General features: G+C 66.4%; 10 protein-coding genes and 1 pseudogene. 4 read left to right on the top strand and 7 right to left on the bottom strand.

Going from position 1 to position 13,990, the window contains the following annotated elements:
- Positions 1 to 18: 18 nt before the first annotated feature.
- A complete protein-coding gene (clpB, locus tag ATE70_RS08150; RefSeq protein WP_058537456.1) occupies positions 19 to 2,598 on the top strand; it encodes an ATP-dependent chaperone ClpB in 2,580 nt (859 codons plus the stop codon).
- Positions 2,599 to 2,629: 31 nt separating this feature from the next.
- Here the strand turns inward: clpB and ATE70_RS08145 are convergent, their stop codons facing one another.
- The 3 genes from ATE70_RS08145 to ATE70_RS08135 all read right to left on the bottom strand — a co-directional run bounded on the left by ATE70_RS08145 (position 2,630) and on the right by ATE70_RS08135 (position 4,650).
- A complete protein-coding gene (locus ATE70_RS08145; RefSeq protein ID WP_058537455.1) occupies positions 2,630 to 2,989 on the bottom strand; it encodes a hypothetical protein in 360 nt (119 codons plus the stop codon).
- Positions 2,990 to 3,021: 32 nt separating this feature from the next.
- A complete protein-coding gene (locus ATE70_RS08140) occupies positions 3,022 to 3,354 on the bottom strand; it encodes a hypothetical protein (RefSeq protein ID WP_058537454.1) in 333 nt (110 codons plus the stop codon).
- A 111-nt stretch (positions 3,355 to 3,465) separates the two neighbouring features.
- Positions 3,466 to 4,650: an aspartyl/asparaginyl beta-hydroxylase domain-containing protein gene (locus tag ATE70_RS08135; protein WP_058537453.1), complete on the bottom strand. Its 1,185-nt coding sequence runs from the start codon at positions 4,648 to 4,650 to the stop codon at positions 3,466 to 3,468.
- 327 nt (positions 4,651 to 4,977) lie between these two features.
- Here ATE70_RS08135 and ATE70_RS08130 point away from each other — a divergent pair, with 327 nt between their 5' ends.
- Entirely contained in the window at positions 4,978 to 5,985 is a 1,008-nt protein-coding gene (locus tag ATE70_RS08130; RefSeq protein ID WP_231740062.1) for a hypothetical protein, read from the top strand.
- A gap of 316 nt (positions 5,986 to 6,301) precedes the next feature.
- Here ATE70_RS08130 and ATE70_RS08125 read toward each other — a convergent pair whose 3' ends face one another.
- The 4 genes from ATE70_RS08125 to xseA all read right to left on the bottom strand — a co-directional run bounded on the left by ATE70_RS08125 (position 6,302) and on the right by xseA (position 12,305).
- Positions 6,302 to 9,379 carry a TonB-dependent receptor domain-containing protein gene (locus ATE70_RS08125; protein WP_058537451.1) on the bottom strand — a complete coding sequence of 1,026 codons (3,078 nt, stop codon included), beginning with the start codon at positions 9,377 to 9,379 and terminating at the stop codon, positions 6,302 to 6,304.
- A gap of 269 nt (positions 9,380 to 9,648) precedes the next feature.
- The gene (locus tag ATE70_RS08120) at positions 9,649 to 10,581 is read right to left on the bottom strand and encodes a M23 family metallopeptidase (protein WP_058537450.1); all 933 of its coding nucleotides are present in this window, start codon (positions 10,579 to 10,581) and stop codon (positions 9,649 to 9,651) included.
- Positions 10,578 to 10,790 carry a DUF2093 domain-containing protein gene (locus ATE70_RS08115; RefSeq protein WP_037516223.1) on the bottom strand — a complete coding sequence of 71 codons (213 nt, stop codon included), beginning with the start codon at positions 10,788 to 10,790 and terminating at the stop codon, positions 10,578 to 10,580. The genes ATE70_RS08120 and ATE70_RS08115 overlap by 4 nt, the downstream gene beginning before the upstream one ends.
- An 87-nt stretch (positions 10,791 to 10,877) precedes the next feature.
- Entirely contained in the window at positions 10,878 to 12,305 is a 1,428-nt protein-coding gene (gene xseA, locus ATE70_RS08110) for an exodeoxyribonuclease VII large subunit (protein ID WP_058537449.1), read from the bottom strand.
- On the opposite strand from xseA, the gene purD reads away from it, so the two are divergent.
- Both purD and ATE70_RS08100 read left to right on the top strand, forming a co-directional pair.
- A complete protein-coding gene (purD, locus tag ATE70_RS08105; protein ID WP_058537448.1) occupies positions 12,304 to 13,581 on the top strand; it encodes a phosphoribosylamine--glycine ligase in 1,278 nt (425 codons plus the stop codon). The genes xseA and purD overlap by 2 nt on opposite strands.
- A 146-nt stretch (positions 13,582 to 13,727) precedes the next feature.
- Positions 13,728 to 13,990, top strand: a pseudogene (locus ATE70_RS08100) (hypothetical protein); the annotation flags it as partial.

The raw sequence follows: 13,990 nt of genomic DNA, 5'->3' as shown, positions 1-13,990 counted from the left end.
AAGAAAGGGGCTTTCTGAATGAACCTCGAAAAATTTACCGACCGCGCCAAAGGCTTCCTGCAGGCGGCGCAGACGATCGCGATCCGCATGAACCACCAGCGGATCTCGCCCGAGCATATCGCCAAGGCGCTGCTCGAAGACAATGAAGGCATGGCCGCGGGCCTGATCGCGAAGAGCGGCGGCGACGCAAAGCGCGCGGTCGCCGGCATCGACGCGCTGCTTGCCAAGGTCCCCGCCGTGTCGGGATCGGGCGCGCAGCAAACGCCGGGGCTCGATAATGACGCGGTCCGCCTGCTCGATCAGGCGGAGCAAGTGGCGACCAAGGCGGGTGACGGCTATGTCACCGTCGAACGGCTCCTCCTCGCGATGGTGCTTTCGGCCACTACCCCGGTGGGCAAGGCGTTCGCCGATGCCGGCGTGAAGGCCGACGCGCTCAATAGCGCGATCAACGACCTGCGCGGCGGACGCACTGCCGACACTGCGAGCAGCGAAGACCGCTACGAAGCGCTCAAGAAATTCGCCCGCGACCTCACCGAAGTCGCACGCGAGGGCAAGCTCGATCCGGTGATCGGCCGCGACGAGGAAATTCGCCGCACGATCCAGATCCTCGCGCGCCGCACCAAGAACAACCCCGTGCTGATCGGCGAACCCGGCGTCGGCAAGACCGCGATCGCCGAGGGCCTTGCGCTGCGCATCACCAACGGCGACGTCCCCGACAGTTTGAAGGACCGCCGCCTCCTCTCGCTCGACATGGGCGCGCTGATCGCGGGCGCCAAATATCGCGGCGAGTTCGAAGAGCGCCTGAAGGGCGTGCTCGACGATGTGAAAGCCGCCGAGGGCGAGATCATCCTGTTCATCGACGAGATGCACACGCTCGTCGGCGCGGGCAAGGGCGAGGGCGCGATGGACGCGTCGAACCTCTTGAAGCCCGCGCTCGCGCGCGGCGAACTTCACTGCATCGGCGCGACGACGCTCGACGAATATCGCAAGCATGTCGAAAAGGACCCCGCGCTCCAGCGGCGCTTCCAGCCGGTGTTCGTCGGCGAACCGACGGTCGAGGATTCGATCTCGATCCTCCGCGGCCTCAAGGAAAAATACGAGCTGCACCACGGCGTGCGGATCACCGACGGCGCGATCGTCGCCGCCGCGACCTTGTCGAACCGCTATATCTCCGACCGCTTTCTGCCCGACAAGGCGATCGACCTGATGGACGAGGCCGCGAGCCGCATCCGGATGGAGGTCGAATCGAAGCCCGAGGAAATCGAGACGCTCGACCGCCGCATCATCCAGATGAAGATCGAGGAATCGGCGCTTTCGAAGGAAACCGACGCCGCGTCGAAGGACCGGCTCGCAAGCCTGCAGGCCGAACTCGCGAACCTCGAGCAGCAGTCGGCGGGCCTCACCCAGAAATGGCAGGCCGAAAAAGACAAGATCCATGCCGAGGCGAAGATCAAGGAAGAGCTCGACGCCGCGCGTTCGGCGCTCGACCAGGCGCAGCGCGCGGGCGATCTCGCGAAGGCGGGCGAGCTCAGCTACGGCACCATCCCCGGCCTCGAAAAGAGGCTCGCCGACGCCGAAGCCGCCGCGGGCAACGCGATGCTGCGCGAGGAAGTCACCGCCGACGATATCGCCGCGGTGGTCAGCAAATGGACCGGCATTCCCGTCGACCGGATGATGGAAGGCGAGCGCGAGAAATTGCTTGGCATGGAGAGCACGCTCGAACAGCGCGTCATCGGGCAGGACGAAGCCGTCCGCGCGGTGTCGACCGCTGTCCGCCGCGCGCGCGCCGGGCTTCAGGATCCGAACCGCCCGCTCGGCAGCTTCCTCTTCCTCGGCCCCACGGGTGTCGGCAAGACCGAACTCACCAAGGCGCTCGCGCGTTTCCTGTTCGACGACGACAATGCGATGGTCCGCATCGACATGTCCGAATTCATGGAAAAGCACAGCGTCGCGCGGCTCGTCGGCGCGCCCCCGGGCTATGTCGGCTATGAAGAGGGCGGCACGCTCACCGAAGCGGTGCGCCGCCGGCCCTATCAGGTCGTATTGTTCGACGAGGTCGAGAAAGCGCACCCCGACGTGTTCAACATCCTGCTCCAGGTGCTCGACGACGGGCGCCTGACCGACGGGCAGGGCCGCACGGTCGATTTCACCAACACGCTGATCATCCTGACCTCGAACCTCGGCAGCCAGGCGATCGCGGCGCTCCCCGACGACGCGCCGGTCGAACAGGCCGAACCCGCCGTCATGGAAGTCGTGCGCGCACATTTCCGGCCCGAGTTCCTGAACCGGCTCGACGAGATCGTGCTCTTCAACCGCCTCGCGCAGCAGCATATGGGCGGCATCGTCGATATCCAGGTCGCGCGCGTCCAGAAGCTGCTCGCCGATCGCAAAGTCACGCTAAACCTGACCGATGCCGCGCGTGCGTGGCTCGGCCGCGTCGGTTATGATCCGGTGTATGGCGCAAGGCCTCTGAAGCGCGCGGTGCAGAAATATCTGCAGGACCCGCTCGCCGACCTGATCCTGAAGGGCGAGGTCAAGGACGGACAGGCGATCAAGGTCGACGAGGGCGACGGGGCGCTGAAACTCGCGCCGGCATAAACAAAAGGGCGGCAGAAATGCCGCCCTTTCCCTATCGCGGTCGGCCGATCAGCGGCTCCGCCTGATCGCGCGGTTCCTGTCCGTTGTTGAAACTGCGCGAAACGGCTTCCAGCGTATCGCGCGCATCCTGATTGCCCTTGTCGGTGATGCGCCGCCATTCGGCATTGGTGTTGCAGACGCGCAGCTTCTTCACCAGCGAGCCGATCTGCTCGATGCGGCGGCAGCGGATATAGTCGGGAGCATTCGCGGCGCGCCCCATATTATAGGCGTCGATCTCCTCGCCCGTCATTTCCGACGGTACGCGCGCGAACGGCGCTTCGGTCTCGCTCGCAACCGCGGCCGAAGCCGCCGACAGGCCTATAAGAATTCCCAAACTCGCGATCTTACGCATCCGATCCTCCCATAAAGGGTTCCAGGCAGCGTTCAGTTGGAGCTGTTGCCGGCCTTGCTCTGCATTGCTTCGGCGGTCTCGCGCGCGCTGGTGCTGCCCTTCTCGAGCGCGACCTTCCATTGCTCATTGGTGTGGCAGACGCGGTTCTTCTTCACCAGCGAGCCGATTTCGACCGATTTGCGGCATTTGATATAATAGGGATGGGTCTGCGGCAGCCCTTCATTATACGCCTTTATCTCGGTCGGCGTCATCGCCGACGGCGCCTTTTCCGGCGGTGCGCGATCGGCTGGCGTCGCTTCGGCAGCAAAGGCCGCGGGTGCGGCGATCAGGGCGGCCGCGACAAAAGCGGACAAGCTGGTCTTCATGGCAATCCTCCTACCGCGGGCCCCCGCCCGCAGCCTCGATGGCGCATCATATTGGTCGCACGGGCTTTCGCAAAGCTGAATTTCGCAAAGGAAGGACAGTCCGGCGCGCGGTCAGCGCGGAACCGCATAACCCGATCCGTCGGCCGACGCGAAATAACGCCGCAGCAGTTCATGTTCGCTGCTCGTCAGATGCGGATTCCAGACGTCGAAGATCAGCACCGCACGCAAATCGTCGCTGTCGTTCCACGCCTCATGCTCGATCGTGTCGTCGAAGGCGAACGCCGTGCCTTCCTTCCATTCCCGGGTTTCACCGCCGACGCGAAACCCGCAGCCCGGCGGGACGATCAGCGGCAGATGGACGATCGCGCGGGTATTGGTGACGCCGGTGTGCGGCGGGATGCGCGTATGCGGTTTTAGCATCGAGAAAAAAGCGCTCGGTGCGCGCCCCGCGATGCGCGCGCCCGGGATACCGGCGAGCGCAGCCGCCGTCGCGGGGCAGCGATCGAGCACCGCCTGGTTGGGCTCGCCATATTCCCACAGGAAGCAAGCCCCCCAGTCGAGCCGGTTGTCGAGCCCCGACCAGATCGATTCGGGCGTCCCTGGGTCCATCTTCACATAGGGCCGCAGCGACTCGCCCGGATCGTCGAGCAATGCCTGCAGCTCGGCACGGATCGCATCGGTTTGCGCCTCGATTTCGGCGAACCATGGGAAATGGCCGCGATCGAAAAATTCGTCGGCGGGCAGGAAGGGGTAATAAATGCCCGCGCACTCATTCTGATAGATGCGGCGGCGGCCGAGCGCGCTCGCGATGAAGGCGTCGCCGCGCCGCGCCTCGATTTCCGACAGGTCGCCACGCATCCCGTCGAGTGCGTCCGATGCCGCAGTAAACATCGTCTCGGTCGCCGCCGCGACAAAAACCCGCCCGTGCGCGAGCAGCGCTTCGAGCGGCGGCGGCACCGGATTGAGCTGTCCGCCGAGCGCGATCGCCGCGCTCCATGCCGCGAGCGCGGCGCCCTTGTCGCCCCGTGCTTCGTGCCGCTCGCCCTTGCGAATCCACGCCATCAGATCGCGCCGATCGATCGCCAGCGCGGCCTCGAGTGCCGCGAGTTCGCGCTCGTCGTCGCCGAGCGCGCGCCACGCGGAGGCGAGATTGCGCTGCAGGGCCCCCGATTGTGGGTCACCCGCGATCGCTACGCTAAAATGTTGGGCGGCGGCCGCGGGATCGCCGCCCTGAAGGGCTACGATCCCAAGCCGGTTGGCCTCAACGGCTGAGGCGAGCGGAGGTGCGCTGGTCATAAGGGTCAGGACCTAGCCAGCGTGCGCTCGAGGCGTCGAAATGGCGAAGATATCGGCTTCGTGTGGCCGCCGCGGATGGTGATTCCATCTGCAAGGCCGCGCGGAGACGATATCGAAGCCATTTCGACGTCCCTTCGGGATTTGACCGATTTTGTCCATGGCTGCGTCAGCGAGCCTTGGAATATACTCATATGCCTGCGTCCCGCTTCCTTGCCCTGAACAAAATCGCTTCAAACCTCGAGCGCACGCTGGCTAGGTCCTGACCCTCCCATGCTTGCCATCGACGGGGGCAATCGGCAAGGTCGATTGATGACCGCTGCGCCTTCCGTGACCGCCATTGTCGACGACGCCGAATGGCTCGCGCACCGTTATGATCCGGGCCACGATGCCTTTCATTTTCGCCGCGTCGATCGCGCCGCGCGCGCCGATGTTCCCTTCCTCACCGATCTTCATCTGGGCGAGGAAAATTCGCCCGTCGTGTTGCGGCGGACCGATTGCCGCGCAGCGATGGAAGGACAGCGATCGCCGATCCATTTCCTGTTCCATTCGGCCTATTGCGCATCGACGATGCTCGCGCAGGCGCTCGACCAGCCCGGGGCCGCGACCAGCCTGTCCGAGCCGGTGCTGCTCAACGACATGGTTGGCTGGCGCCGCCGCGGTGCCAGCCCGCGCGACCATGCGGCGGCGATGGACGATGCGCTGGCGCTGCTCGGTCGCGGCTTCGCCGCAAGCGAGGCGGTGATCGTCAAGCCGTCGAACATTTTCAATCCGCTCGCGCGCGGCGCGTTGACGCTGCGGCCGCAGGCGCGTGCGATCCTGCTCCACGCCCCGCTGCGCGATTTCCTGCTGTCGGTCGCGCGCAAGGGCATGTGGTGCCGGCTGTGGTGCCGCGAACTGCTCGAGAGCTATCTGGCCGAGGGGTATGTGCAGCTCGGTTTCGAAGCGCGCGACTATTTCCGCCAGTCGGATCTGCAGGTCGCCGCGGTGGGCTGGCTCGCCCAGCAACAAGCCTTCGCGGCGCTGCTCGCATGGGCGCCGGGCCGGATTGCCTCGCTCGACAGCGAGGTGCTGACACAGGACCCCGTCGCTGCGATCGCGGCGGCAATGGATCATCTGGGGCTCGCCGGTGATCGCACCGCGATCGCCGATCACCCCGCGCTCGGCCGCAACAGCAAATCGGGCGCGCCCTTCGCGACGGGTGAACGGCAGCGCGATCTGGCCGCGGCCGAAGCCGCCTATGGCGAAGAGATTGCGCAAGTCGCCGGCTGGGCCGAAGCCGTCGCCGATCAGGCCGGCATTCCGCTCGCCCTGCCCGCACCGCTTCTGACACGCTGACGTCCGCCGGGTTGGCGGTCGATCTCTTTTGCCGGCGCTTTCGGTAGCTAACGACCGGAAGGGGACCTTCTTCTCCCCTCCCGCTTGCGGGAGGGGTCGGGGGAGGGCCTGTGACGGTGCGATACCCTCCCCGCTGCGGCTAGCCAGCAAGCTGGCAAGCCTCGCTGCCCCTCCCGCAAGCGGGAGGGGTGATCAGCTCGCTGCTATAACGTCCGCTCACCACCCCAAAGCCGCCATTCGATCTGGCGCTCTTACGCCATAGAAAAAGGGGCGGACATTGCTGCCCGCCCCCAATTCTTGCCGAAGCGTGAAGTGACTAGAACTTCAGCTTTGCCGACACAGCGTAACGGCGACCCAGCGCGTCGTACGACGACGGGTAGGTGTTACCGCTGTTGTAGGTGGTCGAACCGATCGAGTTGCCGACGATCGGCGGCTTCTTGTTCAGCAGGTTCTGCACCGTCAGCGTCACGGTCAGATTGTCGCTGACGCTGAAGCGGCCCGTCAGGTCGAAATAGTGTGCCGCCTTGATCTTGCGGAACTCCGGATTGACCATGCAACCGCCGGTATCGGCGCCGTTCGGATCGGGGCAGTCAGCCGGCGAGGCCAGAGCGGCATCGAGATCGGCCTGCAGCTGCAGCGGTTCGAACTGAACGCTGTCCTGCCAACGCCACAGCAGCGACAGGTCGACCTTGTCGAAGCCGAACGTGAAGCGGTTCGAGAACTGGAACTCGGGCTGGATCGAGCCCGTGAACGAGCAGTTCACGCTGTAGAAGCCGACGCATTCGCGGTTGATCGAGTCGGGGTCCGCCGCGTTCGCGTTGAACTTCGAGCTACGCGTCCAGTTACCGACGAACGACCAGTCGAGGCTCGCGAAGCCCAGATCCGCGTTGTAGTTCATCAGCAAGTCGACACCGTCGGTGAACAGGCGGCCGAGGTTGTTCGTCGTACCGAACAGGCCCGCGGTGGTCGCCGGATCGCCGTCGAGACCGCCGGTGATCGGGTTACGACGGATCGACGTACAGGCGGGATCGCTTGCGCTCGCCGCCGTGACGGCGCCGAAGCAGGCGTTGATGATGTCGCCCGGAAGCGGCACGCCCAGAACGTCGTCGATCTTGATGTTGTAATAGTCGACCGACAGGTTGAACCGCGGCAGGAAGTCGGGCTGGAAGACCACACCGAGCGTCCAGGTGTTCGCCGTTTCCGGCTGCAGGTTCAGGTTACCACCGGTGGTGATGTTCGCCTGAGCCGCGGTCGGGTTGGTGATCGAACCGATCGTGCCGACCGGAGCGCCCTGTGCGATACAGATCGCGCGCAGGTTGGCGTTAGCCGTCGGCGCGGCGCCCGCGCAGGGGTCGAGACCGAGGTTGGTCAGGCCGACCGAGGTCGGCGTGAACAGCTCGCCGATGTTCGGGGCGCGAACCGCACGGCTGTAGTTACCGCGGAACTTGACGCCCGCGCCCGGTTCCCAGCTACCGCCGGCTTTCCAGGTCCAGGTGTCATAGCCACCGGCGCCCTTGATGCTGTAATCCGAATAACGGATACCGGCTTCGAGGGTCAGGCTTTCGAAGAACGGCTTGTCTTCGACCAGCGGAGCGACGATTTCGGCATAAGCTTCATAAACGTCGTACGCGCCGTCGATGTCGGGAGCCGCACCGCCAGCACCGCCGAGTTCACCCGGGGTCTTGGCGAGAAGATCCGACGCCTGCTGCGCGGTGTATTTGCGATATTCGCCACCGAGAGCGAAGCCGATCGGCTGCACTGCGAGCGGCGACGCGAAGCCAACGTCACCCGAAACGATCGCGCGAACCTGCGACAGCGTCGTGCGGTTGGTCGAGGTGCTGTTTTCCTGGAGGAAGCCAGCCATGTCCGGGGTGATCGAGCCTTCGGGGCCGAACAGGTTGATCGGCACGCAGCCGTTCGACGCGTCCTGGCAGACCGGAGCGGCGAGCGTGCCGTTGACCAGCGAACCCTGCCGCCAGCGCGACTGCAGCGTATAGCCCTGGATGTTCTGGATATTCTCCGATTCGCCATAGGCGCCTTCGAGGTTCCAGTCGATCGTGTCGGTGATGCCGCCACGTGCGCCGACGCGATAGTCGAAGAAGGTCGTCTGATAATCGCTGATGCGCGGACCGACTTCCGGGGTACGACGGTTCAGCGTGACCGTGACTTCACGATAGTCGGCGTTGGTCGTGCCGTCGGCGTTGGTGCGGCCCGGCGCGGCGGCAGCCGCGGCGCATTCACCCGGGGTGAAGCGCGGGGTGTAAAGACCCGAAGCCGGAGTTGCGGTATTGAATGCGCAGAACTGATTGCGCAGCGTTGCCGGCAGGAACGGGTTGTTCAGGTTGATCGTGACCGTGCCGCCGAACGAGCCCGACGGTGCGATGATCGTCGAGACCTTGTTCTTCGAGAACATGCCGCGCGTGTAGACTTCGATCGCGTCCGACACTTCGTAGTTCGCCTGGCCATAGATGTTATAGCGTTCGAACGGCGTCTGGAAGATGTTGTCCGGGTTGAAGTTGAACGATGCGAACGGCGCAACGGCCTGACCCGCGGCGTTGACCTGGCGGACGCCGCCATTGACAACGGTCGGATCGAGGTTCGGCGTGTTGGTGCCGGCGATCAGCGGGCGGGTGCCCGAGAAGCGCGACGGAACCGCGGTGCCCGAACCGCCGTTGCCGCCGGTGTAGCTGTCGACCTGGAAGAAGGAGAAGTCGCGGTCGCCCTGATAGACGGCGTCGGCCGACTGATAGCCGATGCTCAGCACGGCGTTACCGCGGCCATCGTCGAAGTTCGCACCGATCGTGGCGTCGACGCGGAAGACGTTGCCGTCGCCCTGCTCGGTGATCTGGTTCGAAGCGGTGACTTCCAGACCGGCGAAATCGCGCTTGGTCACGAAGTTCACCACGCCGGTGATGGCGTCGGCACCATAGGTGGTCACGGCGGCGCCGGTCAGCGCGTCGACGCGCTCGATCAGGGCCAGCGGGATGTTGTTAAGGTCGACGCGGCCGTTCACGTCCGACGGAGCGACGCGGTTGCCGTTCAACAGGACGATGTTACGGGTCGAGCCGAGGCCGCGAAGATCGACGTACGAACCGCCGGTGTTGCCGTTGTTGACGGCCGAACCCATGCTGGGGACGACGCCGGGCATTTCGCGCAGAACTTCTTCAGCGACGTTCGACTGCTTCAGTTCGATCGTGTCCGAGGTCGTAACGTTGACCGGGGTCGACTGTTCGAGGTTCGGGTTACGGATCAGCGAGCCGGTGACGACGATTTCCGACTGCGCGGCAGTCTCTTCGGCGGCGTCCTGCGCAAAGGCAGGAGCCGAAACCAGGGCGACACTCAATACGAGCGGCGCAGCGCCTAGCCTCAGCTTGGAATATTGGGTTTTCTTCACAGTGCAGTCCCTTGCTACTGGTGGATTGAATTACCCGGACGCCCCCGCGGCAGGCCAAAGCCGACGCGCACAGATGCCCCGATAGCGTGCGGGATGTAACTTCGTTCATGTCGAGTAAAGCGAATTCCCGGCGCAATCGGCGGTTTCGCGAGCCATTGTGACGTATTTGCAACAAACGCGGGAATCCGCGAAATACTATATGCTGCAGCGCGGCATTCCGCGACATATTGTTTCACTGGTTACGAATTCGCGGGGCAGCCGGTCAGGGCTCAGCCGCCGATCGGCCCCGCCAGCTTGCCGGCGTCGAGCCGCGCGCCACGCCATTTCAGCCCCCAGTGCATATGCGGCCCCGTTGCGCGCCCGGTTCGCCCCACCGTGCCCAGCCGCTGCCCCTGCACGACCCGGTCGCCGACCCTGACATCGAGCCGCTGACAATGGAGGAAGGCGCTCGACAGCCCCATGCCATGATCGACGATCAGCAGATTGCCCTCGAGCGTGAAGGGGGCGCTCGCGGCGAGCACGACCACACCGTCGGCGGGCGCGACGAACGGCGTTCCGGCCGGCACCGCGACATCGGTGCCGCTGTGATAGCTGCCGGGCTTGCCCTGATAGACACGCTGCGACCCGAAAAAACCCGACAGGCGCCCCATCACCGGCCAGCGGAACGTCTGCCGCCAGCCGTCCGAATCGACCTGCATGTTCCGCGCCGCCGCGATCTCAGCGAGTTCGGCGGGGCGGCGGCGCTCGAAATCGGCGTCGCTCGCCGCGCCGCCGCGATAGGGCGCGTTGATATGCTCGAGCCGCCAGCTGCCGGCGGCGACCGCGATGACGCGCTCGACCTCGCGCCCGCCGGTCAGCGTCGCGACCAGCCGCGCGCTTGCCCCGGCATCGCGGTCGAACGCGATCAGGAAGCGTCCGTCGCTGGCGAGCGGGACCGCCTTGCCGTCGAGGCTGAGCGTGCGCGTGTCGCTTGGCGCCTGCCCGATCATCACCGCACCCTGTTCGGCGAGCCCGGCGAGCGCGAAGTCTGCGCGCACCGGCGCGCGCGGCGGCGCGGGCGGGGATGGCGGGGTGGCGACGGGCTGAACGGCGGCCCGCGGCGCGGGCCTGGTTTCGGTCTCGGCCGCCGGAACACAACCCGCGGCAACGATCAGGAGCGCCAACGCCGCCCCGCACCGCAGCCCGTCGCCCCCGACCCTCATGCCTTGCGCGCGGCGTCCAGTTCGGCCTGCACCGATATCTCGGCACTGGCATAGGGCTCCTGCCGCGCGACCGACCAATAGCGCAGCTCGTCGAGCCCGATCGGCGCGCCGCTCACCGCGCACAGCACATGGTCGCCGGGCGCAAGGACGCGAAACCCGTTCGGTCCATATTGCAGGCGGGCAAGGCGGTTGCGGCTGGCGATCAACATGATTCTCTATCCATTTAGCGGGCAAGTCAGGGCGCAACTATAACAGTATCGCGGCGCGCGGCCACCCCCCCGGTCCCTTGGCCAAGCTCAGAAGAGCTCGCCCTGCCCCCGCCTGGGCTCCGCGGGCGGCGCCTTGCGCGCCGGCTTCGGCGTCGCAGGAGGCGACGCACCATCGCCGCCGACCGCGACCGGCACCTCGCCGTCGGCAAACTGCAGCTGCAGATGCCCGGCGCCGCGCGCCTTCGCCGCCGTCGTGACGATCGCACCGCCATCATCGCGCACCATCGCATAGCCGCGCGACAACAGCGCACGCGGGTCGAGGCTGTCGAGCAACCGCCCCAGCCCTTCGAGCAGCGCCCGGTCGCGATCCCAGCGCCGCGCGAGCAGCGCGGGACGCAGCGCGGCACCGCGCATCGCAAGCCGCTCCGAAATCACCGTCAGCCGGTGGCGCTGGCTGCGGTCGAGCCGGTCGCCGGCATCGTCGAGCCGCTGGCGCTGCGGCGCGTAGAGCGCGTCGCGCTTCGGCAGGTGGCGCGCGAGCGCGGTCAGCCGCTCGCTAGCCAGTGCCTGATGTCGGTTCGCCGCCCCGATGATTCGGCCGTTCCACGTTGCCAGCTGCGCCTGCAGTTCGGCGCGCACCGGCACGGCCATCTCGGCCGCCGCGGTCGGGGTCGGCGCGCGCACGTCGGCGGCATAATCGGCGAGCGTCACGTCGGTTTCGTGCCCCACCGCGCTAATCGTCGGGATGCGGCAATCGGCGATCGCGCGCACGACCACCTCCTCGTTGAACGCCCACAGATCCTCGATCGACCCGCCGCCGCGCGCGACGATGACCAGATCAGGACGCGGCACCGATCCGCCGGGCGCGATCGCATCGAATCCGCGGATCGCATTCGCCACCTGCGCCGCCGCGCCGTCGCCCTGCACCAGCACCGGCCAGACGATCACATGCGTCGGGCAGCGATCGGCCAACCGATGAAGAATGTCGCGGATCACCGCCCCGGTCGGCGAGGTCACGACCCCGATCGTGCGCGGCAGATAGGGAAGCCGGTCATATTTGCGCTCGCGGTCGAACAGGCCTTCGGCACCGAGCCGCGCCTTCAATTTCTCGAAGAGCAGCATCAGCGCGCCTTCGCCCGCGACCTCGAGCGTATCGACGACGAGCTGATATTTGGAGCGCCCCGGATAGGTGGTGAGCTTGCCCGTCGCGATCACCTCGATCCCGTCCTCGGGCCGGAACGCGAGGCGCGCTGCCTGCCCCTTCCACATCACCATATCGATCAGCGCATTATCGTCCTTCAGCGCCGCATAGAAATGCCCCGACGCCGCGCGTTTCGTCCCCGACAATTCACCCCGCACGCGCACGCGCGCGAAGCCGTCCTCGACCGTGCGCTTGATCGCCGCCGACAATTGGCTGACCGACAGTGCCGGTGCATTGTCCCCCGGCGCCGCCTCGGCTAACAGCCGCGCTTCGGTGCCATCGTCGGACGCCGTATCGGGAAAAGGGACTGACATGAATATCCTGCTGGTCGGATCGGGGGGCCGCGAACATGCGCTCAGCTGGCAGTTGGCACAATCGCCAAGCTGCGCCAAGCTCTATGCCGCACCGGGTAACCCGGGGATCGAAGCGCATGCCGAATGCGTCGCGATAACCGCCGACGATCTCGACGGCCTCATCGCCTTCGTCAAAGCGCATGCGATCGATTTCGTAGTCGTCGGCCCCGAAGCCCCGCTCGTCGCGGGCCTCGCCGACCGGCTGCGCGACCTCGGCGTCGCGGTCTTCGGCCCCGGCGCCGCCGCGGCGCGGCTCGAAGGCTCGAAGGGCTTCACCAAGGATCTCTGCGCCCGCGCTTCGATCCCGACCGCCGCCTATGTCCGTGCTACCTCCGCCGACGAAGCGCGCGCGATGCTCGAAGGCTTTGCAATCCCCGTCGTGATCAAGGCCGACGGCCTCGCCGCGGGCAAGGGCGTGATCATCGCCGAAACGCAGGCCGAAGCCGAAGCGGCGATCGACGATATGATGGGCGGCGCCTTCGGCGGCGCGGGCGCCGAGGTGGTGATCGAGGAATTCATGACCGGCGAGGAGGCGAGCTTCTTCGCGCTCTCCGACGGCACCGACGTGATGGCGTTCGGCAGCGCGCAGGATCACAAGCGCGTCGGCGACGGCGACGTCGGGCCGAACACCGGCGGCATGGGCGCGTACAGCCCCGCCCCCGTGCTCACCCCCGATCTCGAAGCCCAGGTGATGGATCGCATCATCCGGCCGACCGTGGCGACGCTCGCCGCCGAGGGCACGCCCTATGTTGGCGTGCTGTTCGCGGGCCTCATGCTCACCACCGAAGGCCCCAAGCTGATCGAATATAACGCCCGCTTCGGCGATCCCGAATGCCAGGTGCTGATGATGCGCTACGTCGGCGACCTCGCCGCGCTGCTCCACGCGGCCTCGACCGGCGCGCTCGCCGGCGCCGCCGCGCCCGCTTTCGCCAGCGATTATGCGCTGACCGTCGTGATGGCGGCGAACGGCTATCCCGCCACCCCCGAAAAGGGCGGCGCGATCCACGGCATCGCCGACGCCGAAGCGGGCGGCGTGCGCGTTTTCCACGCCGGCACGGCACGCGACGACGGCCAGATCGTCGCGGCGGGCGGACGCGTGCTGGGCGTCACCGCGACGGGGCGCACCGTGACCGAGGCGCAGGCGCACGCCTACGCCGCCGTCGACAAGCTCGATTTCAAGACCGGCTTCTGCCGCCGCGATATCGGCTGGCGCGAGGTCGCGCGCGAAGCGAAGTGAACACGGACCTCGTCATTCCCGCGAAAGCGGTAACCCAGCGAGCCGACGTTGCAACTGCGTTCCCGCTTTCGCGGGAATGACGAATAAATATAGGTCGACCAAGTCCGTACGGCCGAATAGGCTATCCGCAACATTGGGAGAAGATCATGATTTGGCTTCAGGAAAACTGGATTATCGCGGTCGTCGGCCTCGTCGTTGCTGTCGTGCTGCTGTGGTGGCTGTTCGGACGCTCGAAACCCGAAGACATCGCACCGACCGTCGTCGAACCGGCGAAACCCGCGAAACCGCTCGAACCGGTGAAGCCCGAAATCATCGCCGCCGAGCCCGCACGCTTCAAACCGATCGAGCCTAAGCCCCAGCCCGTCGCGCCGGCCGCCCCGCCCCCGGCGCCCGAACCGGTCGCCAAGGC

It is taken from the genome of Sphingopyxis sp. H053 (assembly GCF_001468225.1).
Classification (GTDB): Bacteria; Pseudomonadota; Alphaproteobacteria; order Sphingomonadales; family Sphingomonadaceae; genus Sphingopyxis.
Note: the sequence above shows the minus strand (reverse complement) of the source record. Positions and strands in the feature narration are given on the sequence as shown.